Source organism: Pseudomonas alcaligenes, assembly GCF_041729615.1.
Classification (GTDB): Bacteria; Pseudomonadota; Gammaproteobacteria; order Pseudomonadales; family Pseudomonadaceae; genus Aquipseudomonas; species Aquipseudomonas alcaligenes_B.
Genome location: NZ_CP154874.1, coordinates 2,974,940 through 2,996,162, shown reverse-complemented (window position 1 = coordinate 2,996,162; position 21,223 = coordinate 2,974,940). Strand labels below are relative to the sequence as shown.

The window sequence follows — 21,223 nt, the reverse complement described above, 5'->3', positions numbered from 1 at the left end:
GAAGCACCCGAACCGCCGCAAAAACGGCGGCACGGGCTTTATTGCAAAGTGTGTTGCGCGAGGAAGTCCTGCGGCTTCAGCCCTTCGCGACTGACCAGGCGATTGAGCTCGGCACGCGGCAGACGGATCGCCAGCAGCGTGTCGCCCTTCTCGTCGTGCGCTTCGCTCTGCACCGCATTGAGCTCGAAGAACTGCGCCCGCAGGCGCCCCAGACGCTGCGGCAGACGCAGGGTGCCGACGAACAGGTCCTCGCCGAGCAACTCGGCGACCGCCTGGCGCAGCAACTCCAGGCCCTTGCCATCGCGCGCCGACAGCCATACCCGTTCGGGCTTGCCGTCGCCGTCACGCTGGATCTGCGGCTCGACGCCCTCGACCAGGTCGATCTTGTTGTACACCTCGAGCATCGGCAGCTCGTTGGCGCCGATCTCGCCGAGCACGGCCATGACCTGCTCGATCTGCTGGTCGCGCTCCGGCTCATGGGAGTCGATCACGTGCAACAGCAGGTCGGAGTTGCTCGACTCTTCCAGCGTGGCACGGAAGGCCTCGACCAGCTTGTGCGGCAGGTGACGGATGAAGCCCACGGTATCGGCCAGCACCACCGGCCCCAGGTCGTCCAGCTCGAGACGGCGCAAGGTCGGGTCGAGGGTGGCGAACAGCTGGTCGGCGGCGTAGACCGCGGAAGTGGTCAGCGCATTGAACAGGGTGGATTTGCCGGCGTTGGTGTAGCCGACCAGCGAAACCGAGGGAATATCCGCGCGGCGACGACCACGGCGGGCCTGCTCGCGCTGGCTGCGCACCTTCTCCAGCTTCTGCTTGATCTGGCGAATGCGCACGCGAAGCAGGCGGCGGTCGGTTTCCAGCTGGGTTTCACCCGGGCCGCGCAGGCCGATACCGCCCTTTTGCCGCTCCAGGTGGGTCCAGCCGCGCACCAGGCGGGTGCTCATATGGTCGAGCTGAGCCAGCTCGACCTGCAGCTTACCTTCGTGGGTTCGCGCGCGCTGGGCAAAGATGTCGAGGATCAGGCCGGTGCGGTCGAGCACACGACACTCGAACACCCGCTCCAGGTTGCGTTCCTGGCTGGGCGTGAGGGTGTGGTTGAAGATGACCAGCTCGGCCTCGGACTCCCTGACTAGGTCGCGCAACTCCTCGACCTTGCCGCTGCCGATCAGGAACTTGGCCGTGGGCATGTGGCGCGGCACGGTGACCAGCGCCACCATGTCCGCGCCGGCAGACAGCGCGAGATCCTGGAACTCCTGCGGGTCTTCGGCCGCCTCGGGGTTGCTGCCTTCCAGATGGACAAGGATGGCCCGTTCACCACCGCCGTGACGCTCGAAGAACAAGTCAGGCTCCTATCAGGCGTTGCCCGGCTCGACCTGCTCGCCTTCGGAAGCACTGGGCAGGCGCACCGGACGGCTCGGCACCACGGTGGAAATGGCGTGCTTGTAGACCATCTGGCTGACAGTGTTCTTCAGCAAAATCACGAACTGGTCGAAGGATTCGATCTGGCCCTGCAGCTTGATGCCGTTCACCAGATAGATGGAAACCGGTACGCGTTCCTTACGCAGGGTATTCAGGTAAGGGTCTTGTAGCGAATGCCCTTTTGACATGTGCCGCACTCCTTAAGGTGTCAAATGTAGTAAAGCAAAGATGGCTTATGCCGTATCAGCCCCAAAAGCCAAGGATAGACGGCGAATAGACGGGTCTCATCACAATATGGAGACCGTCTGTAGGTATTTCAAGGCGAGCGCCAGATTGTCATCGGCCTGGCTGTCCAGCCAATGCAGCTTGTCCCAGCCGCGCAGCCAGGTGAACTGGCGCTTGGCCAGCTGGCGCGTGGCGATGATGCCCCGCCCCGCCATGTCCTCGCGGCTCAGGCGCCCGTCCAGGTAATCCCATACCTGGCGATAGCCCACCGCGCGGATCGACGGCAGTCCCGCATGCAGGTCACCCCGCAGGCGCAACGCTTCGACCTCTTCGACGAAGCCCTGTTCCAGCATCAGGCGAAAACGCTGCGCGATGCGCTCATGCAGCACCCTGCGCTCGACCGGAGCTATGGCGAATTGCGCCACAGTATAAGGGAAATGGCCGGCGCCGGGCGCCTCTGGCCCGCTATTTTGCGCCGCCTGGCGCCGACGGTGCTCGCTCATGCTCAGGCCGCTGACCCGTTGTACCTCCAGCGCCCGGGTCAGGCGCTGCGGATCATTGGGATGGATGCGCGCCGCCGACTCCGGGTCGATGCGCGCCAGCTCCCGGTGCAACGCCTCCCAGCCCTCGGCCGCGGCCCAGGCCTCCAGCTCGGCACGTACCGCCGGATCGGCGCTGGGCATGTCCGCCAACCCCTCCAGCAACGCCTTGTAATACAGCATGGTGCCGCCCACCAGCAGCGGGATGCGCCCGCGCGCACTGATCTCGGCCATGGCGGCCAGGGCATCGGCGCGAAACTCCGCCGCCGAGTAGCTCTCGGCCGGATCGCGGATATCGATCAGGCGATGCGGATAACGCGCCAGCGTGGCCTTGTCCGGCTTGGCCGTGCCGATATCCATGCCGCGGTAGATCAACGCCGAATCGACGCTGATCAGCTCGCAGGGCAACGCATCGGCCAGGGCCAGGGCCAGATCGGTCTTGCCGGCGGCGGTCGGGCCCATCAGGAAGATGGCGGGGGGCAGGCGCTCGGTCATAACTCTGAAATCGCTCTCCAAGCGTCGCGAGTGCAGCCCAGGCAAGGCGCTACACAGCAACCGCCTTCGGCTGGTCAAGATCGGTGAGGAAACGCAGTTTACTCGCTGTAAATGAGCATTCCGAACCGATTTTTAACGCAGCGATTGGGGGAGCGACTTCAGCGGCCGCGCAGGAACAGCTTGTCCAGATCGTCCATGCCCAGCTGGGTCCAGGTCGGCCGGCCGTGGTTGCACTGGCCGCTGCGCTCGGTCTGCTCCATGTCGCGCAGCAGGGCGTTCATCTCCGGCAGGGTCAGGCGCCGATTGGCACGCACCGCGCCGTGGCAGGCCATGGTCGCCAGCAGCTCGTTGAGATGGGCCTGGATGCGGTCGCTAGTGCCGTACTCCAGCAGGTCGGCGAGTACGTCGCGCACCAGCTGGGTGGCCTCGGCCTGCTTGAGCAGGGCCGGAATCTGGCGAATCGCCAGGCTCTCCTCGCCCAGGCGCTGCAGCTCGAAACCGAGGCGCTGGAACCACTGCGCATGCTCCTCGGCACAATCGGCCTCGCGCTGGCTCAGGGCGAGGGTCTCGGGCACCAGCAGCGGCTGGCCACGCAGGCCCTCGCAGGCCATGGCACTCTTCAGGCGTTCGTAGGTGATGCGCTCGTGGGCCGCGTGCATGTCCACCAGCACCATGCCCTGGGCATTCTCGGCGAGGATGTATACACCCTTGAGCTGGGCCAGGGCGTAGCCCAGCGGCGGGATGTCGCCCTGGCTCTGCGGCAGCGCGACCGGCTGCTCGGGTAGCGGCGCGAAGTATTCGCGGTAGGCACCCTGGGCCTCGGCCTGGGGGATGGCCGGCTGCGCTCGCGGTGCTTGATAGCCGGCACCCGGCGAACGCCACACGGAGGGCTCGACCGCGGGCCGCTCCAGCACCTGGGCGGCCAGGCCCATCTCGCCCTGGGGACCGAACTCGCCGGCAGCCAGGCCGCTCGGCCGGACGATCTGCTGCACCGCCGCTGGCGCCGCCAGCTGGTCCTCCGGGCGCACCTCGCCGAGCGCCCGGTGCAGGGTGCCATAGAGGAAGTCGTGAACCATGCGGCTGTCGCGGAAGCGCACCTCGTGCTTGGTCGGGTGCACGTTGACGTCGACCACGCCCGGATCGATCTCGAGGAACAGCACGAAGGTCGGGTGGCGACCGTTGAACAGCACGTCACGGTAGGCCTGGCGCACGGCGTGGGCGACCAGCTTGTCGCGCACCATGCGGCCGTTGACGTAGAAGTACTGCAGGTCGGCCTGGCTGCGCGAGAAGGTCGGCAGGCCGACCCAGCCCCACAGGCGCAGGCCACTGCGCTCCACCTCGATCGGCAGGGCCTGTTCGAGGAAGGCCGGGCCGCAGACGCTGGCCACCCGGCGCGCACGGCTGATCTCGTCCGGCGCCTCGTGCAGGGCGAACACCGTCTTGCCGTTGTGGCGTAGGTGAAAAGCCACGTCGAAGCGGGCCAGGGCCAGGCGCTTGATGACTTCCTGCAGGTGATCGAACTCGGTCTTCTCGGCGCGCAGGAACTTGCGCCGCGCCGGGGTGTTGAAGAACAGGTCGCGCACTTCCACCGAGGTACCGACCGGATGCGCCGCGGGCTGCACCCGCGCCTCCATGTCGCGCCCCTCGGTCTCCACCTGCCAGGCCTGCTCGGCATCGGCCGTGCGCGAAGTCATGGTCAGGCGCGCCACCGAGCTGATCGAGGCCAGCGCCTCGCCACGGAAGCCCAGGCTGGCCACCGCCTCCAGGTCCTCCAGCTCGCGGATCTTGCTGGTGGCATGACGGGCCAGGGCCAGCGGCAGGTCATCCGGCGGGATGCCCGAGCCGTCGTCGCGGATGCGCAGCAGCTTGATGCCGCCCTGCTCGACCTCGACGTCGATACGCCGGGCGCCGGCGTCCAGGCTGTTCTCCAGCAGCTCCTTGGCCACCGAGGCCGGCCGCTCGACCACTTCGCCGGCGGCGATCTGGTTGGCCAGCCGCGGACTCAGCAGCTGGATGCGCCGCGGCTCGCTCATGGCTGCGCTGCCAGGGCGGTCGCCGGGATGCTCAGGGTCTGGCCGACCTTGATGGTGTCGCTCTTCAGGGAGTTGGCGCTGCGCAGCGAAGCCAGACTGACCTGGTAGCGCTGGGCGATCAGGGCCAGGCTCTCGCCGGAGCTGACCACGTGCTCGCGCGGGCCGGGGGCGATCTTGCCGGAGTCGCGCAGCCAGGCGATGTAGGTGCCGGGCGGCGGATTCTGCTGGAAGAACTGCCGCACACCGGCGGTGATCGAGCGCGCCAGGGCCTGCTGATGACTGATGGTGGAGAGTTTCTTGGCCTCGTTGGGATTGGAGATGAAGCCGGTTTCCACCAGGATCGACGGGATGTCCGGGGACTTCAGCACCATGAAACCGGCCTGCTCGACGCGGCGCTTGTGCAGCGGGGTGATGTGCCCCATGTTGCTCAGCACTTTCTGCCCGACGTTCAGGCTGGACGACAGCGAGGCGGTCATCGACAGGTCGAGCAGCACGCCGGCGAGCATGCGGTCCTTGTCGTCCAGGCTGACGTTGCCGGCGCCGCCGATCAGGTCGGACTGGTTCTCGGCATCGGCCAGCCAGCGCGCGGTCTCGGAGGTGGCGCCGCGCTCGGACAGGGCATACACCGAGGCGCCGAAGGCGGCGGCGCGCGGCGCGGCGTCGGCATGGATGGAAACGAACAGGTCGGCGCCCTTCTTGCGCGCGATCTCGGTGCGCTTGCGCAGCGGGATGAAGTAGTCGCCGGTACGCACCAGCTCGGCGCGGAAGCCCTTCTCGGCGTTGATCTGCCGCTGCAGCTCCTTGGAAATGGCCAGGGTCACGTTCTTCTCGTAGAGCTTGCGGCCCGGGCCGAGGGCACCGGGGTCCTCGCCGCCGTGCCCGGCGTCGATGGCGATGACGATGTCACGCTTGCCGCCCGGCACCGGTGGCAGCTTGCTCGGCTGTGCGGGAGCGGACGCCACCGGCGGCACGGTGTTGGCGACCGGCGGCTGGCTGGCCTGCGGCGCCTGCGGAGCACCCGGCACGGCGCCGGCTTCCTGGTCGAACAGGTCGACCACCAGGCGATGACCGTACTGCTGGTTGGGAGCCAGGCTGAAGCTCTTCGGCGTGACGCTGGCAGAGAGGTCGAGCACCAGGCGCAGGTCGGTCGGCGAACGCTGCGCCGAGCGCACTCCGGTGATCGGCGTGTTGCTCAGCGACAGCTGGTCCAGGCGGGTGGACAGCTGGGCACCATTGACGTCGATGACGATGCGGTTGGGCGCAGCCAGGGTGAACACGCTGTGCTGCACCGGCCCGGACAGGTCGAAGACCAGGCGGGTGTTGTCGGGTGCGCGCCACAGGCGCACGCTGCGGATTTCCGTGGCGGCCAGCACGTCGGCAGCGAAGGCCGCCAACATCAGCCCCACCCCACTGAACAGCGCCCGCATGCGCATAGCCTTCCCCATTTTTATATACAGACTCTTATAAGGCAGCACACCACGCCTCGGCCCGCGCGCTATGTGGCTGCAACTGCAGCGCACGGCCGACTCCTTGCGGGCTAATGGTAATGTCCAGGTCCGCCTTTGGCAAAACGCCGACGCCGCGCTGCGGCCACTCGATCAGGCACAGGGCGTCGCCCTCGAAATAGTCGCGGATGCCGAGAAACTCCAGCTCCTCGGGGTCGGCCAGGCGGTACAGGTCGAAGTGGTAGACCCGCGCCTCGCCCAGTTCGTAGGGCTCGACCAGGGTGAAGGTCGGGCTCTTCACCGCCCCGCCATGGCCCAGGCCGCGCAGAATGCCGCGCGACAGGGTGGTCTTGCCGGCGCCCAGGTCGCCGTGCAGGTAGATCACCCCACGACCGCCGGTGGCCCGGGCGAGGCGCGCACCCAGCTCGAGCATGGCGTCCTCGCCTTCGGCGTAGCGGGTCAGGGTCACTGCAGACATGGCGCATGCTCCTCCAGCAGCTGACGAATGGTCGGAATCAGGTCGCTGGCCGCCAGGCCGCGGCCCTGTGCACCCAGGCGCTGGCCGGCGCTGGCGTGCAGCCAGACGCCCAGGCAGGCCGCCTCGAACGCCTCAAGCCCCTGCGCGCGCAGCGCGCCAAGCAGGCCGGCCAGCACATCGCCCAGGCCGGCGCCGGCCATGGCCGGATGGCCGTGATCGCACAGGCGCAGGCGGCCATCCGGCGCAGCCACCAGGCTGCCGGCCCCCTTGAGCACCACCACCGCCTGGTACTTCTGCGCCAGGGCCAGGGCCGCCGCCGGGCGATCGGCCTGCACGGCGGCGGTGGTGACGCCGAGCAGGCGCGCCGCCTCGCCGGGATGCGGAGTGATCAGGCTGTCGGCCGGCAGCTCGACGCAGCCCGTCGCCAGCAGGTTGAGGGCGTCGGCATCCCACACCTGCGGCCGCGCGCTGGCCGCCGCCGCGCTGAGCAGGCTGCGGCCCCAGGCCTGCTGGCCGAGGCCGGGGCCGACCACCAGCACGTCGGCGCGCTGGCACAGGCCGGGCAGCTGGTAGGTGGACTCGGTGGGCTGGCACATCACTTCGGGCAGTCGGGCCAGGCTGGCGGCCAGGTGCTCGGGGCGGGTGGCCAGGGATACCAGGCCGGCGCCACCGCGCAGGGCGCTTTCGGCACTGAGCAGGGCGGCACCGCCGAAGCCGCGGTCGCCGCCGATCACCAGCACCTGGCCGAAACTGCCCTTGTGCGCCGTGCGGGCGCGCGGCGCCAGCCGCGGCAGCGCTTCACCGGCCAGGCGCAGGGCGACATGGGGCTGCCGGGCGACCAGCGCCGGGTCGGCCTGCAGGTCGTCGAACAGCAGTTCGCCGACCCAGTCCGGCGCATCGCCGGTGAACAGGCCGAGCTTCAGGCCGATGAAGGTCACGGTCAGGTCGGCGCGCACCGCCCGCTCCGCCACGCAGCCGGTATCGGCATGTAGCCCGGTCGGTATATCCACCGCCAGCACCGGCAGGCCAGCGCCGTTGATCGCCTCGACAGCCTGGGCGTAATGGGGCCGCAGTTCGCCGGCAAAACCAGTGCCCAGCAGGGCATCGACCAGCACCCCGCGCAGCTCGGTGTCTTCGCCCCAGGCCTCGACCACCACGCCGGCGGCCAGCGCCGCGTCGCGGGCCGCGGCGGCATCGCCCTGCAGCTTTTCCGGTGCACCGACGGCCAGCACGCGCACAGCCCAGCCGGCGCGCTGCGCCAGCTCGGCGATCAGGTAGCCGTCGCCGGCGTTATTGCCGGCGCCGGCCAGCACGCTGATTTCGCCGGCCTGCGGCCAGCGCCGGCGCAGGGCACGCCAGGTGGCATGGGCGGCGCGCTGCATCAGCTCGAAGCCGGGCGTACCGGCGGCGATCAGGCGGGCATCCAGGTCGCGCACCTGGGCGGCACTGTAGAGAGGAAGGGGCAAGGGATCGGACATGGTTCGGCGATTCGGGCGAGGTCTGGCAGAATTATACCCATCTCCCCTGCCTCGCCGCCCCGTCATGTCCGACTCCCTCCCCGATCTCGCGCAACTGGCGCAGTCCATCAAGGACTGGGGCCGCGAGCTGGGCTTCCAGCAGGTGGGCATCACCGGGATCGAGCTGGGCGAGCACGGGGCGCACCTGCAGCGCTGGCTGGAGGCCGGCTACCAGGGCGAGATGGACTACATGGCCGCCCATGGCTCGAAACGCTCGCACCCCGATGAACTGGTGCCCGGCACATTGCGGGTGGTGTCGCTGCGCATGGACTACCTGCCCGGCGATACCCGGATGGCCGAGCGCCTGGCCGAACCGGAAAGCGCCTACGTGTCGCGCTACGCCCTGGGCCGCGACTACCACAAGCTGGTGCGCAAGCGCCTGCAGCAGCTGGCCGAACGCATCCAGAGCGCCATAGGCCCGTTCGGCTACCGCGCCTTCGTCGACAGCGCGCCGGTGCTGGAGAAGGCTATCGCCGAGCAAGCCGGCCTCGGCTGGATCGGCAAGAACACCCTGGTCATCAACCGCAAGGCCGGCAGCTGGTTCTTCCTCGGCGAGCTGTTCGTCGATATCCCGCTGCCGCTGGATGCGCCGCACGGCAGCGAGCACTGCGGGCGCTGCTCGGCCTGCCTGGACATCTGCCCGACCCAGGCCTTCGTCGGCCCCTATGTGCTGGACGCGCGGCGCTGCATCTCGTATCTCACCATCGAGCTCAAGGGACCGATCCCCGAGGAGCTGCGCGCGCCGATCGGCAACCGCGTGTTCGGCTGTGACGATTGCCAGATCGTCTGCCCGTGGAACCGCTTCGCCCGCCCCACCGAGCAGTCCGACTTCCGGCCGCGCCACGGCCTGGACAGCGGCGGCCTGGCCGAGCTGTTCCTGTGGAGCGAAGAGGAATTCCTGGCCCGCACCGAAGGCTCGCCGCTACGTCGCGCCGGCTACGAGCGCTGGTTGCGCAACCTGGCCGTGGGCCTGGGCAATGCACCCTCGACCATCCCGGTGCTCGAAGCCCTGCAGGCGAGGCGCGAGCATCCGTCCGCCCTGGTGCGCGAACATGTCGAGTGGGCGCTGGCGCGCCATGAAAAAGGCCCGCGCTAGGCGGGACTTGGGCCATCTCACACTTTCAGGAAGTGCTCGCGGTAGTGCCTGAGCTCGGCGATGGACTCGCGGATGTCGTCCAGCGCCTGGTGGGTGCCCTGCTTCTGGAAGCTGTCCCTGACCTGCGGCGCCCACATGCCGGCGAGGATCTTCAGGGTCGACACATCCAGGTAGCGATAGTGGAAGTAGGCCTCCAGCGCCGGCATGTACTTGTAGAGGAAGCGCCGGTCCTGGCCGATGCTGTTGCCGCAGATCGGCGACTTGCCCTTGGGCACCCACTGCTCGAGGAAGGCGATGGTCTGCGCCTCGGCCGCCGCGGTGTCGATGGTGCTCTCGCGCACCCGCCGGGTCAGCCCGCTCTCGCCATGGGTGCGGGTGTTCCACTCGTCCATCCCGGCCAGCACCGCATCGCTCTGGTGCACGGCGATCACCGGCCCTTCGGCCAGCACATTGAGATCGCTGTCGGTGACTATGGTGGCGATCTCGATGATCACGTCCCGCTCCGGCTCCAGCCCGGTCATTTCCAGGTCGATCCAGATCAGGTTGTTGGGATTCTGCGGCATGCTCTCTGCTCCTCTGCGAATGCCGGCAGTTTAGCCGCTCACAGCCGCCAGAGCAGCAGCCGCGACGCGCGCCAGTCGTGCAGCTCGATCACCTCGTCAGCCGGCACGCCGGGGATGTCGAAGCTGTTGCTGACCAGCAGGCTGCCCGGGCGCATCTCGGCCCTGGCCTTGGTCCAGAGCCTCGCCATGGGCGCCGGGGAGAGGAAGCAGTAGACCGCGTCGTAGCCGCCCAGCGGCTCGAGCCACAGGCTGCGGTAGCGTACCCGGCAGTTGCGGTACGGCAGGCAGCGCAACCAGGCCAGCGCAAACACCAGCGGCGCGGTTTCCACCCCGACCAGGCGCGCCCGCGGGTAGTCGCGCGCCAGCTGCACCAGGGCACCGCCCAGGCCGCAGCCCAGGTCGACGAAGCGGAAATCCGCCGGCAGCCTGGCCAGGCGCTCGCTCAGGCGCTGGCGCGTACGCGCCCCGCTGAGATAGAGCGGCACCCGCTCGCGCCAGCTGTTCCAGTTGACCAGCAGCAGCAGCACGAAGGCGGCGAGGAACCACCAGGCCGGCCACTGCCGGCTGTGCAGCGCCAGCAGGCCGGGGACGAACGCCAGGTTCAGCAGCAACCACCAGCGGCGCAGCCCCAGCCAATGTCCCAGCGCCGCGGCCAGCATGCCCTGGGCCAGGGCCGCCTGGGCGATCGTCGGGCGCCAGCCGTCGAGGCGCGCCGGGGCCAGCAGCAACGCCGCCACCCCGGCCAGGGCCAGGAGCTGGGCCAGCAGGGCGAGCAGTGCCGGGTAGCGGGAGCGCAGGTGTTCGAGCATGGCGCCTGTTGTACCAGCAGGCCGCCGGCAGAACCAGCCGCCCCCCGTGCTAAACTCGCCGCCGTTTTCTTATCCTTCGGAAAGGCCATGGCCAAACGCCAGTTGACCCGCCGCCAGAGCTGGCGCATCGAGAAAGTACAGGAAGAGCGCGCCGCCCGTGCGGCCAAGCGCGAGTCGCGCCTGCTCGAGGAGCTGGAAGGTGGCGACCTCGGGCCCGAGCAGACCGGCCTGGTGATCGCCCACTTCGGCGTGCAGGTCGAGGTCGAGGCGCTGGAAGGCGAGCTGATCGGGCAGATCCAGCGCTGCCACCTGCGCGCCAACCTGCCGGCGCTGGTCACCGGCGACCGGGTGGTGTGGCGCGCCGGCAACCAGGGCCACGGCGTGATCGTCGCGCAGCTGCCGCGCACCTCGGAGCTGTGCCGCCCGGACATGCGCGGCCAGCTCAAGCCGGTGGCGGCCAACGTCGACCAGATCGTCATCGTCTTCGCCCCGCTGCCGCACCCGCACGCCAACCTGATCGACCGCTACCTGATCGCCGCCGAACACGCCGGCATCAAGCCACTGCTGCTGCTGAACAAGGCCGACCTGATCTACGACGAGAACGCCCCGCACGTGGAGGGACTGATCGCCACCTACCGCCAGCTCGGCTACGAGCTGCTGGAAGTCTCGGCCCGCCAGGGCGGCGGCATGGAGCTGCTGCAGGCACGCCTGGACGGCCATGTCAGCGTGTTCGTCGGCCAGTCCGGGGTGGGCAAGTCGTCGCTGGTCAACAGCCTGCTGCCGGGAGTGGACACCCGCGTCGGCGAGCTGTCGGAGGTCACCGGCAAGGGCACCCATACCACCACCACGGCGCGCCTGTTCCACTTCCCCGGCGGCGGCGAGCTGATCGACTCGCCCGGCATCCGCGAGTTCGGCCTGGGCCATGTCAGCCGGGCCGACGTGGAGGACGGTTTCATCGAGTTCCGCGACCTGCTCGGCACCTGCCGCTTCCGCGACTGCAAGCACGACCGCGAGCCCGGCTGCGCCCTGCTGCAGGCCCTGGAAGACGGGCGCATCCAGCCGCAGCGCATGGCCAGCTACCGGCACATCCTGGCCAGCCTGCCCGAGCCGGAATACTGATACGCAGAGGCCGCGATGATCGCGGCCTCTTGGTTTATTCCTGCGGCTGGTCGAACTGCAGGGCGCCATCCTCGAAGATGTTCAGGCGCTGGCGCAGCTCCTCCGGCTGTGCCGGCTCGTCGGGCGCCGTCGGGACCGAACCCGGCGCCACCACCTCGGTAGGCACACGCGACTCGACGGGGGCCGGCGGCTCTGTGGATTCTCCCTGGCCATCGCCATCCTGCTCGCCCTCGATGGCACGCTGGGCCTTCTTGGTCAGGACGATGATGTCGATGCGCCGGTTCACCGGGTTGAACGGATCGTTGCGATCGAACAGCGCCGAGGAGGCGTAGCCCACCACCCGTGCCACCCGCTCGTCCGGGTAGCCGCCGGCCACCAGGGTGCGCCGCGCGGCGTTGGCGCGGTTGGCCGAGAGCTCCCAGTTGCCGAACTCGCCATCGCCAACGAAGGGCTTGGCATCGGTGTGGCCGCTGACGCTGATCTTGTTCGGCACCGCCTTGATGGTTTCCGCGAGGATCAGCAGGATGTCCTCGAAATAGGGCTGCAGGCGCGCGCTGCCGAGGGCGAACATGGGCCGGTTCTCGGCATCCATGATCTGGATGCGCAGGCCGTCCTGGGTGATCTCGAAGAGAATCTGGTCCTTGAATTTCTGCAGCTCGGGATTTTCCTCGACCTTGGTCTGCAGTTCCTGCAGCAGCAGCTCCAGGCGCTCGCGCTCGATCTGCTCGGCCAGGCTTTCAGCCTGCTGCGCATCGACCTCGACCTTGTCGTCCTGCGAGTCGACTGCCGCTTCCTGGGCATCCGGCGCATCCTTGATTTCCGGATTGAGGGTGCGATCGGGGGCCGGGGTGGGCGTACCGCCCAGGTCGATGACGTAGGGGCTGGCACTCTCGGTAAAGCCGATCGGATCCTGGAAGTAGCCGGAGATGGCCTTCTTCTGTTCGGGCGTGGCCGAGGACATCAGCCACATCACCAGGAAGAACGCCATCATGGCTGTGGCGAAGTCGGCGAAGGCAATCTTCCAGGCGCCGCCATGGTGGCCGCCGGCAACCTTCTTGACCCGCTTGACCAGAATCGGCTGGTTGTTCTCCATGGCTCAGCCTTGATCAGTTGCCACGCATGGCCTGCTCGAGCTCGGTAAAGCTCGGCCGGTGCGCCGGCAGCAGGACCTTGCGACCAAACTCCACGGCCAGGGTCGGCGGCATGCCGGAGGCGGAAGCGACCAGGGTGGCCTTGATCGCCTCGTACAGATTGAGCTCTTCCTTGGCATCGTGCTCCAGGGCTCCCGCCAGCGGCGAGAAGAAGCCGTAGGAGGCGAGAATGCCGAGGAAGGTGCCGACCAGCGCAGTGGCCACCTTCTCGCCGATCTGCGCGTTGTCGGCGGTGGCGAGGATCGACATGGTGATCACGATGCCCAGCACCGCCGCCACGATACCCATGGCCGGCATGCCGTCGGCGACCTTGGCCACCGCGTGGGCCGGGTGCTCCAGCTCTTCCTTGAGGCTGGCCAGCTCCATGTCGAACAGGTTCTCCAGCTCATGGGGCGCCATGTTGCCGCTGGACATGATGCGCAGGTAGTCGCAGATGAAGGCGGTCATCTGCGCATCCTTGAGGATGGCCGGGTACTTGCTGAAGATCGGGCTGGCGTTGGGATCCTCGACATCGGCCTCGATGGCCATCATGCCCTCGCGGCGGCTCTTGTTGAGGATCTCGTAGAGCAGCTTCAGCACTTCCAAGTAGAAGGCATGGGTGAAGCGGCTGCTGAACATCTTCAGCGACTTCTTGAACACCGTCATGAAGGCGCTGCTGGGGTTGGCCTGGAGGAAGGCGCCGAGGGCCGCACCGCCGATGATCATCACCTCGAAGGGATGCACCAGGGCCATGAACTTGCCACCGGACAGAATGAAACCGCCAAGAACGCAGCCGAGGACTACCAGGATGCCGATGATCTTGATCATGGGGAATTGAGCTTGATGAGTCAGTCGAAAGGGTTATTTCAAACAACCCTTCTAATTATCGGAAGTATTGCGCCAGACTATAGGCAGTAAAGGCGAAAAGCCAGTTTGGCTCAACCCGCATGCCCATATCCGCAAGCCGTCCTCGCAGTCTCGACGCCTGGCTCAAGCAGCTGGACGAGGTGCGCCTGCCCGTCGCCCGCCACCACCACGAGACCGTGCGCCGCACCCTGCAGGACGGCCGCAAGTCGCTGCGCGACATCGCCGAGCAGATGCAGCACAGCCCGGCCATCGCCCTGGCCATGCTGCGCGAGGCCAACCGCAGCGCCGGGAGTTTCGGCGAACCGGCGGAAAGCCTGGAGATGGCCCTCAACCGCCTCGGCCTGAAGCGTGCGGAAGCCCTGCTGGAGCAGCTGCCGTTGCTGGACGAGGCGCAGATACCCCTGCCGCTGCGCCAACTGCAACTGATCAGCCTGCATGCTTCGCAGCAGGCCAGCGGCCTGTTCGCCGGGCGCCTGGCGCGCCTGTGGCAGGAAATCCACTGGGGCAGCCTGCTGTTTCTCGCCCCGCTGTGGCCGCTGGTGGCGGCCCATCCCGAGCTGTTCGAGGCCTGGGAACGCCGCGTCCTGGGTTGCGGCGAGCCGGCGCCCAAGGTCGAACGCGAACTGCTCGGCACACCGCTGCTGGCGCTGTGCCTGGCGCTGGCCCGGCAGTGGCGCCTGCCCGACTGGATCATCCGGGGTTATCGCCTGCTGGTCGAGGACCGGCGCCTGCTGGTCAAGGCCTTGCACATCGCCCGCGACAACCAGCACCCGCTGCACCAGCAGCAGATGCTCGACGCCGACCCACCGCTGCGCCGCTGGCTGACCCAGCCGGGCAACAGCATCCTGCTGGCGAACGGCCTGGCCCTGTCCAGCCATCACAACTGGAGCTGCGAGCACCATCTGCGCTGGCAGCGCCTGACCGGACTCTACCTGCAGCTGGCCCTGCCGGAACTGCAGCAACTGGTGCATCAGCAGGCCGCACAGAGCGCGCGCCTGCATGATCGGGGCGAGCTGTGGCACCCGGCCGAAGCGCTGCTGTGGCCCTGGGATGCCTGCCGCCTGAAGCACCTGGCTCCGCCTGCGGCGCCCAAGCCTGCGGCGAATCCACAGCTGGAGCAGTGGAAACAGCATTGCGCACGCCTGCTGGCCCAGCCCTCGTCCTTTGCCAACGTACTGCAGCTGACCGACTGCGCCAGCCAGGCCCTGCAGGCCGGCGGCATGCAGCGCGTGCTGATCCTGCTGGCCGACCGCACGCACAGCCGCCTGCTGGCCCAGCAGGCGGCCGGCCTGCCCGCAGCGGCGGCGCAGCTGCGCCTGGAGCCGGCGCAGAGCCAGGTACTGCGCCGCCTGCTGGCCGAACCCGGACAGCTGCGCCTGAGCCCGGCCAACCTGGCCCAGGTCTCCGCCCTGCTGCCGGGCAGCCTCAAGGCGCTGTTCAGCGGCGAACACCTGATCCTGCGTTCGCTGGCCAGCAACGGCCGGGTGGTGATGCTGCTGGTCGCCGACCAGGGCGGCGGCGACATCGGCGCCGCGGCGGCACAGGTGTTCGGCAAGACCGTGCAATGCATCGAGCGCGCCCTGGCCACCTTCGCCCGCCGCGGCGCCTGACCTTTCCGCTACAATCCGCCTTTCCATTCCACCTCGGAGACTCCGCATGTCCGCCTTCTCCGGCCTGCCGCTGGTGATCGAACCGGCCGAGCTGGCCAGCCGCCTGCAGGCACCCGAGCTGATCCTGGTCGATCTCAGCGCCGCCGCCCGCTACGCCGAGGGGCATATCCCGGGCGCCCGCTGGGTCGACGGCAAGCGCACCCAGCGGGGTCAGCCGCCGGCGCCCGGCTTGCTGCCGGAACAAACCCAGCTGGAGTCGCTGTTCGGCGAACTGGGGCATCGCGCCGAAGCCGTCTACGTGGTCTACGACGACGAGGGCGGTGGCTGGGCCGGGCGCTTCATCTGGCTGCTCGACGTGATCGGCCACGCGCAGTACCACTATCTCAACGGCGGCCTGCAGGCCTGGCTGGGGGAAGGTCGCGAACTGAGCCAGGCGATGCCGGCGACGGTCGCCGCCAGTGTTGCCCTCACCCTGCACGACGAGCCCACCGCCAGCCGCGATTACCTGCAGAGCCGCCTGGGCGCGGCCGACCTGGCGATCTGGGACGCCCGCTCGCCCGCCGAGTTCAGCGGCGAGAAGGTGCTGGCAGCACGCGGCGGCCACATCCCCGGCGCCATCAACTTCGAGTGGACCGCCGGCATGGATGCGCAACGCGGCCTGCGCATCCGTGCCGACATGGCCGAGATTCTGGAGAGCCTCGGCATCAGCAAGGACAAGGAAGTGATCACCCACTGCCAGACCCATCGCCGCTCCGGCTTCACCTACCTGGTGGCCAAGGCGCTGGGCTATCCGCGGATCAAGGCCTATGCCGGCTCCTGGTCCGAATGGGGCAACCTGCCCGACACCCCGATCGAACATTGATGCAAGGAAACCCGATGAAAGAGCGCCTGTTTATCCTCAGCCAGTACCTGCTGCCGCACCACCTGCTGTCGCGCCTGATCGGCTGCGCCGCCGAGTGCCGTGCCGCCTGGTTCAAGGATCGCCTGATCGGCTGGTTCGCCAGGCAGTACCAGGTGAACATGGCCGAGGCCCAGGTCGAGGACCTGACCGCCTACGAGCACTTCAACGCCTTTTTCACCCGTGCCCTGAAGGACGGTGCCCGCCCGCTGGATGAAGCCCCCGGCGCCATCCTCTGCCCGGCCGACGGCGCGGTCAGCCAGCTCGGCCCGATCGAACAAGGCCGCTGCTTCCAGGCCAAGGGCCACAGCTTCAGCGTGCTGGAACTGCTCGGCGGCGATGCCGAGCGCGCGGCGCCCTTCATGGGCGGCGACTTCGCCACCATCTACCTGTCGCCCAAGGACTACCACCGCGTGCACATGCCGCTGGCCGGCACCCTGAGGGAAATGGTCTATGTGCCGGGCCGGCTGTTCTCGGTCAACCAGACCACCGCGGAGAACGTGCCCGAGTTGTTCGCCCGCAACGAGCGAGTGGTCTGCCTGTTCGACACCGAGCGCGGGCCGATGGCCATGGTGCTGGTCGGCGCCATGATAGTGGCCAGCATCGAGACGGTCTGGGCCGGCCTGGTCACGCCGCCCAAGCGCGAACTGAAGACCACCCGCTACGACGAGGCTGCCCGCGCCGCCATCGAGCTGGCCAAGGGTGGCGAGCTGGGCCGCTTCAAGCTGGGCTCCACCGCTATCGTGCTGTTCGGCCCACAGCAGGTGCAATGGGCCGAGGGCCTCGCTGCCGGCAGCCCGGTACGCATGGGCCAGGCCCTGGCACTGCCGCGCAGCGCCTGAGCCCGGTGGCGCAGCCGCCGCAACGGGCGGCTGCGGAACATCCGGCAAACCACTTGGGTCGAATGCTGCGGATTGCCTGACAAAAGCATGGCTGTCAGTGCGATACGATGCTGCTAGAGTCACAGGAAGCCCTTCGTCAGAAAGGGATGGCCCGCCTGCCTGCATAGACGCTGACCCCTGAATGGATAAACAAAGCCCTCACCTGTTCTTGCGCGCCCCCACCCCCGCCAGGCGAGGTCTGTCGTTCTGCGATGCCAGCCCGCGGGAGATGAAGCGCTGGATCGCCGGCCTGCCCAAGGCCAATATCGGTGAAACCGCTCGCCAGCTGTACCAGGGCCTGATCGAGCTGAACCAGCTGATCACCCCGGCGGACAATCGCCTGCAGCTGCTGGAGCTGCTGCGCCCGGAAGTGCACTTCGTCTGCAACCACCTGGAACGCCACTTCCTCAACCAGTCCATCGTGCTCGACGAGCGCCCGCGCAAGGTCGCCAACCTCTGCCAGGCCCTGCAGAGCCACCTGGCCAGCGGCTACAAGCAGATCATCGTCGAAGAACTACCGCGCTTCGCCAAGGAGCGCCCGCAGCTGCTGACCGTCGCCCTGCAGCGCGCCAGCCACAGCCTGTGCGCGCCACTGGTGCGGGCCAGCCAGCTTTACTGCCCGGTTCCCGAAGGCCTCTGGCTGGAACTGCACCAGCTCTATCGCCTGGCCCGCCAGCACGGTCTGCAGCGGGTACAGGTCCGCGACGGCCTGGCCCGCAACGGCCAGAGCCTGAGCCAGGAGCAGGCCTACATCGGCGCCCTGCTGCTCGGCTGCGCGCGCTGCAACCAGCTGCGTCAGAACGGCATCGCCCGCCTGGCCGAGGCACTGGAGCACTGGAGCAGCCTGGCCAGCCTGCAGCCGGCCGACGAGCCGCACAGCCTGTTCGTCATCGCCCCGCAGCTGGATGGTCCGCCGCGCTACAAGTCGCTGTTCGGCGAGGCGGAACTGCACCACCTGCTGGGCCTCGACCCGCATGACCTGGTCGATGCCATCAAGGAATACCTCCTGCTGCCGCCACAGGAACTCGCCACGCATCGCCTGCAAGTGCCCGAGGGCATGTCGCTGGAGCTGCTGCAGCACCTGGCCTCGGCCTGGGGCGACATCGCCGAGCGCACCTTCCAGCGCACCCCGGGGCGCGGCAACCTGACCCTGTGCATTGGCATGTCGGCGCTGCACTTCAACCTGGCCGGTAGACGCAGCTTCAGCGAGCTGCTGCAGCACCCGGAAGCACCGCGCAGCGCTCAGTTCGGCCCTGGCGGAGCCAAGAGCGGGCCGGACATCTGGTCCAGCGCCTTCGACGCACAGCGCGAGAGCCGCTGGGAACCCGGCATGCCGCTGGAGGAGATCCAGTACAAGAGTGCCGCGAAGAATGGCGAGCCGGGCATCGAGGACAAGTCCGAGAGCTACCCGTCCTACGAGCTGTCGATCATCAACCACAGCCCCGGCGGCTATTGCCTGAGCTGGCCGCGGGAAGTCCCCGCGCAGCTGCAGGCCGGCGAACTGCTGGGCATCCAGGACGCCGCCGACCAACCCTGGAGCGTGGCCGTGGTGCGCTGGATTCGCCAGGTGCGCGGCGGCGGCACGCAGATGGGCATCGAGCTGATCGCTCCGCACGCTCAGCCCTGCGGCGTGCAGCTGGTGCGCAAGAGCGAGCAGAACAGCCAGTACCTGCGCGCCCTGCTGCTGCCGGAGATCCGCGTGATTTCGCGCCCGGCCACGCTGATCACTCCGCGCCTGCCGTTCCAGGAGAGCCACAAGGTACAGATCAACCACAACGGCGAGGAAACCCGCGCCATACTCAGCCGCAAACAGGCCGGCAGTGGCAGCTTCAGCCAGTTCGAATACCGCGTGCTAGGCGAAGGCAAACCGCCGAGCGGGACTTCGGTCACAGCAGCGCAGGAGCCCGGCAAAGGCGGCGAGGAAGACTTTGACTCACTCTGGAAGTCGCTGTAGATTGCCGAGACAGACCATCCGTCGCCTTTTTGCGTCCGTTCTTCGGCGCACTCCGAACACACCCCATGGCCATCGAAAAAAAAACCATACGGCTGCTGATTCTTGAAGATTCGCAGAACGAGGCGGAGCGCCTGGTCAGCCTGTTCCGCAATGCCGGGCGCGCGACCCGGGTGCATCGCATCACCTCCAGCGACAACCTGGCCGAAGCCCTGCAGCAAAGCTGGGACCTGCTGATCTGCGCACCTTCCAGCGAACACCTCGAGCCCAGCGAGGCGATCACCGCGATCCGTCGCCAGGCCAAGGACATCCCGGCGATCCAGCTGGTCGCCGACAACGACTCCGAATCCATCACCGAAGCGCTGATGCTGGGCGCCCAGGATGCCCTGCCCCAGGGTGACGACGAGCGCCTGATCCTGGTGGCCAACCGCGAGCTGGCCAACCTCGAGGAGCGCCGCGCCCGCCGCGCCGCCGAAGTCGCCCTGCGCGAGGCGGAGAAACGCTGCCAGCTGCTGCTGGAAAGCTCGGTGGACGCCATCACCTACGTCCACGACGGCATGCACATCTATGCCAACCGTGCCTACCTCAAGCTGTTCGACTACGAAGACGCCGAGGAGCTTGAGGGCATGCCGATGATCGACCTGATCGCCAGCGAGGATCAGGCCGCATTCAAGGACTTCCTGAAGAACTATGCCAGCGGCGAAGGCAATGCCGAGCTCAGCTGCGGTGGGGTCAAGCCCAATGGCCAGCGTTTCCAGGCGCGGATGAACTTCTCGCCGGCGACCTACGATGGCGAGCCCTGTATCCAGGTGGTGATCCGCGCCGAAAGCGACAACGCCGAACTGGAAGAGAAACTGCGCGAGATCAGCAGCCAGGACCTGGTCACCGGCCTGCTCAACCGCGCACGCTTCCTCGAGCTGATGGACGGCGCGGCCCAGCGCGCGGTCAACGACGGACAGATCGCCAGCCTGGCCTACATCCGCCTGGACCGTTACAACGAGAAGGTTGGGGAAGTCGGCCTGGCCGGCATCGACCTTCTGCTCACCGATCTGGCCAACCTGCTGCGCAGCCACTTCGGCGATGACAGCCAGCTGGCCCGCTTCGGTGACGACGTATTTACCGTACTGCTGCCCGGCGTCGCGCCCCAGCAATGCCAGGACTCGCTGAGCAGCCTGCTGAAGAAGGTCGAGGGTCACCTGTTCGACGTCAGCGGCCGCACCGTGCAAGCGACCCTGTCGATCGGCGTGGCCGGTCTCAGCGAGCAGACCAGCAAGGCCCAGGAGGTCGTCGACCGCGCCCACCGCTGCGCCGACGAACTCGAAGGCAATGCGATCAAGATCTACAACCCGGCCGACGAGCTGGCTGCCGCCGCCAACCGCGGCAGCCTGGTGGCCATGGTCCAGCAGGCCCTGGAGAACAACGGCTTCCGCCTGCTGTTCCAGCCGATCATCAGCCTGCGCGGCGACAGCGACGAGCACTACGAAGTGCTGCTGCGCCTGCTCGATCCCAAGGGCCAGGAAGTGCCGGCTGCAGACTTCCTGAGCGCCGCCAAGGGCGCAGGGCTGGCGGAAAAGATCGATCGCTGGGTGATCCTCAACTCGATCAAGCTGCTCGCCGAGCACCGCAGCAAGGGCCACAACACGCGCCTGTTCGTCCACCTGTCGGCCAACAGCCTGCAGGATCAGACCCTGCTGCCCTGGCTCAGTGTCGCGCTCAAGGCGGCGCGCCTGCCCTCCGACTGTCTGGTATTCCAGATTGGTGAGGCAGATGCCGTGGCCTACCTCAAGCAGGTCAAGACGCTCACCCAGGGTCTGGCGGAACTGCACTGCAAGGTCGCCCTCGGCCAGTTCGGCTGCGCACTGAACCCCTTCAACACCCTCAAACACCTGCACGTCGACTTCGTGAAAGTGGACGGTTCCTTCTCCCAGGACCTGTCCAACGCCGACAACCAGGAGGCACTGAAGACCCTGCTGGCCAGCCTGCATGCCCAGGCCAAGCTGACCATAGTGCCCTTCGTCGAGAGCGCCAGCGTGCTGGCCACCCTCTGGCAGGCCGGGGTCAACTATATCCAGGGCCACTACCTGCAGGGCCCCAGCCAGTCGATGGACTACGACTTCTCCGCCGGCGAGGAGTGAGTTGCGACCAGAA

18 protein-coding genes are annotated in these 21,223 nt (G+C 68.0%); 7 read left to right on the top strand and 11 right to left on the bottom strand.

Translation table 11 applies throughout. The features are described 5' to 3' along the window. Positions 1–38: 38 nt before the first annotated feature. The 7 genes from hflX to AAG092_RS14390 all read right to left on the bottom strand — a co-directional run bounded on the left by hflX (position 39) and on the right by AAG092_RS14390 (position 8,112). Positions 39–1,340: a ribosome rescue GTPase HflX gene (hflX, locus tag AAG092_RS14420; RefSeq protein ID WP_110680727.1), complete on the bottom strand. Its 1,302-nt coding sequence runs from the start codon at positions 1,338–1,340 to the stop codon at positions 39–41. Between the two features lie 12 nt (positions 1,341–1,352). Then, positions 1,353–1,607, bottom strand: a complete 255-nt coding sequence (gene hfq, locus AAG092_RS14415; protein ID WP_110680726.1) for an RNA chaperone Hfq — start codon at positions 1,605–1,607, stop codon at positions 1,353–1,355. A gap of 99 nt (positions 1,608–1,706) precedes the next feature. Beyond that, a complete protein-coding gene (gene miaA / locus AAG092_RS14410; RefSeq protein WP_373387213.1) occupies positions 1,707–2,678 on the bottom strand; it encodes a tRNA (adenosine(37)-N6)-dimethylallyltransferase MiaA in 972 nt (323 codons plus the stop codon). 158 nt (positions 2,679–2,836) lie between these two features. Beyond that, positions 2,837–4,711, bottom strand: a complete 1,875-nt coding sequence (gene mutL / locus AAG092_RS14405; protein WP_373387212.1) for a DNA mismatch repair endonuclease MutL — start codon at positions 4,709–4,711, stop codon at positions 2,837–2,839. Then, the gene (locus AAG092_RS14400; RefSeq protein ID WP_373387211.1) at positions 4,708–6,156 is read right to left on the bottom strand and encodes an N-acetylmuramoyl-L-alanine amidase; all 1,449 of its coding nucleotides are present in this window, start codon (positions 6,154–6,156) and stop codon (positions 4,708–4,710) included. Before AAG092_RS14400 ends, mutL begins: the two co-directional genes overlap by 4 nt. 16 nt (positions 6,157–6,172) lie before the next feature. Continuing rightward, positions 6,173–6,634 (bottom strand): tRNA (adenosine(37)-N6)-threonylcarbamoyltransferase complex ATPase subunit type 1 TsaE, encoded by a 462-nt coding sequence (gene tsaE, locus AAG092_RS14395; RefSeq protein ID WP_110680722.1) that lies wholly within the window; start codon positions 6,632–6,634, stop codon positions 6,173–6,175. Beyond that, positions 6,622–8,112, bottom strand: coding sequence for an NAD(P)H-hydrate dehydratase (locus AAG092_RS14390; protein ID WP_373387210.1), 1,491 nt, complete (start codon positions 8,110–8,112; stop codon positions 6,622–6,624). Before AAG092_RS14390 ends, tsaE begins: the two co-directional genes overlap by 13 nt. 64 nt (positions 8,113–8,176) lie before the next feature. Between AAG092_RS14390 and queG the strand changes: the two genes are divergently transcribed. Next, a complete protein-coding gene (gene queG, locus AAG092_RS14385) occupies positions 8,177–9,247 on the top strand; it encodes a tRNA epoxyqueuosine(34) reductase QueG (protein ID WP_373387209.1) in 1,071 nt (356 codons plus the stop codon). Between the two features lie 17 nt (positions 9,248–9,264). On the opposite strand, the gene orn is transcribed toward queG, so the two are convergent. After that, the gene (gene orn / locus AAG092_RS14380; protein ID WP_373387208.1) at positions 9,265–9,810 is read right to left on the bottom strand and encodes an oligoribonuclease; all 546 of its coding nucleotides are present in this window, start codon (positions 9,808–9,810) and stop codon (positions 9,265–9,267) included. Between the two features lie 38 nt (positions 9,811–9,848). Continuing rightward, a complete protein-coding gene (locus AAG092_RS14375; protein WP_373387207.1) occupies positions 9,849–10,619 on the bottom strand; it encodes a class I SAM-dependent methyltransferase in 771 nt (256 codons plus the stop codon). An 87-nt stretch (positions 10,620–10,706) separates the two neighbouring features. Here AAG092_RS14375 and rsgA point away from each other — a divergent pair, with 87 nt between their 5' ends. After that, on the top strand, positions 10,707–11,738 hold the full coding sequence (gene rsgA, locus AAG092_RS14370) for a small ribosomal subunit biogenesis GTPase RsgA (protein WP_373387206.1): 1,032 nt from the start codon (positions 10,707–10,709) through the stop codon (positions 11,736–11,738). Positions 11,739–11,772: 34 nt separating this feature from the next. Here the strand turns inward: rsgA and motB are convergent, their stop codons facing one another. Together motB and motA are read right to left on the bottom strand one after the other, a co-directional pair. After that, positions 11,773–12,831: a flagellar motor protein MotB gene (gene motB / locus AAG092_RS14365; RefSeq protein WP_373387204.1), complete on the bottom strand. Its 1,059-nt coding sequence runs from the start codon at positions 12,829–12,831 to the stop codon at positions 11,773–11,775. 13 nt (positions 12,832–12,844) lie between these two features. Beyond that, a complete protein-coding gene (gene motA / locus AAG092_RS14360; protein ID WP_110680715.1) occupies positions 12,845–13,696 on the bottom strand; it encodes a flagellar motor stator protein MotA in 852 nt (283 codons plus the stop codon). 119 nt (positions 13,697–13,815) lie between these two features. On the opposite strand from motA, the gene AAG092_RS14355 reads away from it, so the two are divergent. The 5 genes from AAG092_RS14355 to AAG092_RS14335 all read left to right on the top strand — a co-directional run bounded on the left by AAG092_RS14355 (position 13,816) and on the right by AAG092_RS14335 (position 21,210). Then, positions 13,816–15,345, top strand: a complete 1,530-nt coding sequence (locus AAG092_RS14355) for an HDOD domain-containing protein (RefSeq protein WP_110680714.1) — start codon at positions 13,816–13,818, stop codon at positions 15,343–15,345. A gap of 46 nt (positions 15,346–15,391) precedes the next feature. Beyond that, on the top strand, positions 15,392–16,207 hold the full coding sequence (locus AAG092_RS14350) for a rhodanese-like domain-containing protein (protein WP_373387203.1): 816 nt from the start codon (positions 15,392–15,394) through the stop codon (positions 16,205–16,207). A gap of 14 nt (positions 16,208–16,221) precedes the next feature. Next, positions 16,222–17,085 carry an archaetidylserine decarboxylase gene (gene asd / locus AAG092_RS14345; protein WP_373387202.1) on the top strand — a complete coding sequence of 288 codons (864 nt, stop codon included), beginning with the start codon at positions 16,222–16,224 and terminating at the stop codon, positions 17,083–17,085. A 181-nt stretch (positions 17,086–17,266) separates the two neighbouring features. Continuing rightward, positions 17,267–19,078: a molecular chaperone gene (locus AAG092_RS14340; RefSeq protein WP_373387201.1), complete on the top strand. Its 1,812-nt coding sequence runs from the start codon at positions 17,267–17,269 to the stop codon at positions 19,076–19,078. 65 nt (positions 19,079–19,143) lie between these two features. Further along, the gene (locus tag AAG092_RS14335) at positions 19,144–21,210 is read left to right on the top strand and encodes an EAL domain-containing protein (RefSeq protein ID WP_373387200.1); all 2,067 of its coding nucleotides are present in this window, start codon (positions 19,144–19,146) and stop codon (positions 21,208–21,210) included. Positions 21,211–21,223: the final 13 nt, after the last annotated feature.

Excerpts from the sequence above, each read along its gene's own strand:
- motB (WP_373387204.1), bottom strand. The coding sequence starts at position 12,831 with ATGGAGAACAACCAGCCGATTCTGGTCAAGCGGGTCAAGAAGGTTGCC.
- AAG092_RS14335 (WP_373387200.1), top strand. The coding sequence starts at position 19,144 with ATGGCCATCGAAAAAAAAACCATACGGCTGCTGATTCTTGAAGATTCG.
- AAG092_RS14340 (WP_373387201.1), top strand. The coding sequence starts at position 17,267 with ATGGATAAACAAAGCCCTCACCTGTTCTTGCGCGCCCCCACCCCCGCC.
- queG (WP_373387209.1), top strand. The coding sequence starts at position 8,177 with ATGTCCGACTCCCTCCCCGATCTCGCGCAACTGGCGCAGTCCATCAAG.
- asd (WP_373387202.1), top strand. The coding sequence starts at position 16,222 with ATGAAAGAGCGCCTGTTTATCCTCAGCCAGTACCTGCTGCCGCACCAC.
- miaA (WP_373387213.1), bottom strand. The coding sequence starts at position 2,678 with ATGACCGAGCGCCTGCCCCCCGCCATCTTCCTGATGGGCCCGACCGCC.
- tsaE (WP_110680722.1), bottom strand. The coding sequence starts at position 6,634 with ATGTCTGCAGTGACCCTGACCCGCTACGCCGAAGGCGAGGACGCCATG.
- mutL (WP_373387212.1), bottom strand. The coding sequence starts at position 4,711 with ATGAGCGAGCCGCGGCGCATCCAGCTGCTGAGTCCGCGGCTGGCCAAC.
- rsgA (WP_373387206.1), top strand. The coding sequence starts at position 10,707 with ATGGCCAAACGCCAGTTGACCCGCCGCCAGAGCTGGCGCATCGAGAAA.
- AAG092_RS14355 (WP_110680714.1), top strand. The coding sequence starts at position 13,816 with ATGCCCATATCCGCAAGCCGTCCTCGCAGTCTCGACGCCTGGCTCAAG.
- hfq (WP_110680726.1), bottom strand. The coding sequence starts at position 1,607 with ATGTCAAAAGGGCATTCGCTACAAGACCCTTACCTGAATACCCTGCGT.
- motA (WP_110680715.1), bottom strand. The coding sequence starts at position 13,696 with ATGATCAAGATCATCGGCATCCTGGTAGTCCTCGGCTGCGTTCTTGGC.
- orn (WP_373387208.1), bottom strand. The coding sequence starts at position 9,810 with ATGCCGCAGAATCCCAACAACCTGATCTGGATCGACCTGGAAATGACC.
- AAG092_RS14350 (WP_373387203.1), top strand. The coding sequence starts at position 15,392 with ATGTCCGCCTTCTCCGGCCTGCCGCTGGTGATCGAACCGGCCGAGCTG.
- AAG092_RS14390 (WP_373387210.1), bottom strand. The coding sequence starts at position 8,112 with ATGTCCGATCCCTTGCCCCTTCCTCTCTACAGTGCCGCCCAGGTGCGC.
- AAG092_RS14375 (WP_373387207.1), bottom strand. The coding sequence starts at position 10,619 with ATGCTCGAACACCTGCGCTCCCGCTACCCGGCACTGCTCGCCCTGCTG.
- AAG092_RS14400 (WP_373387211.1), bottom strand. The coding sequence starts at position 6,156 with ATGGGGAAGGCTATGCGCATGCGGGCGCTGTTCAGTGGGGTGGGGCTG.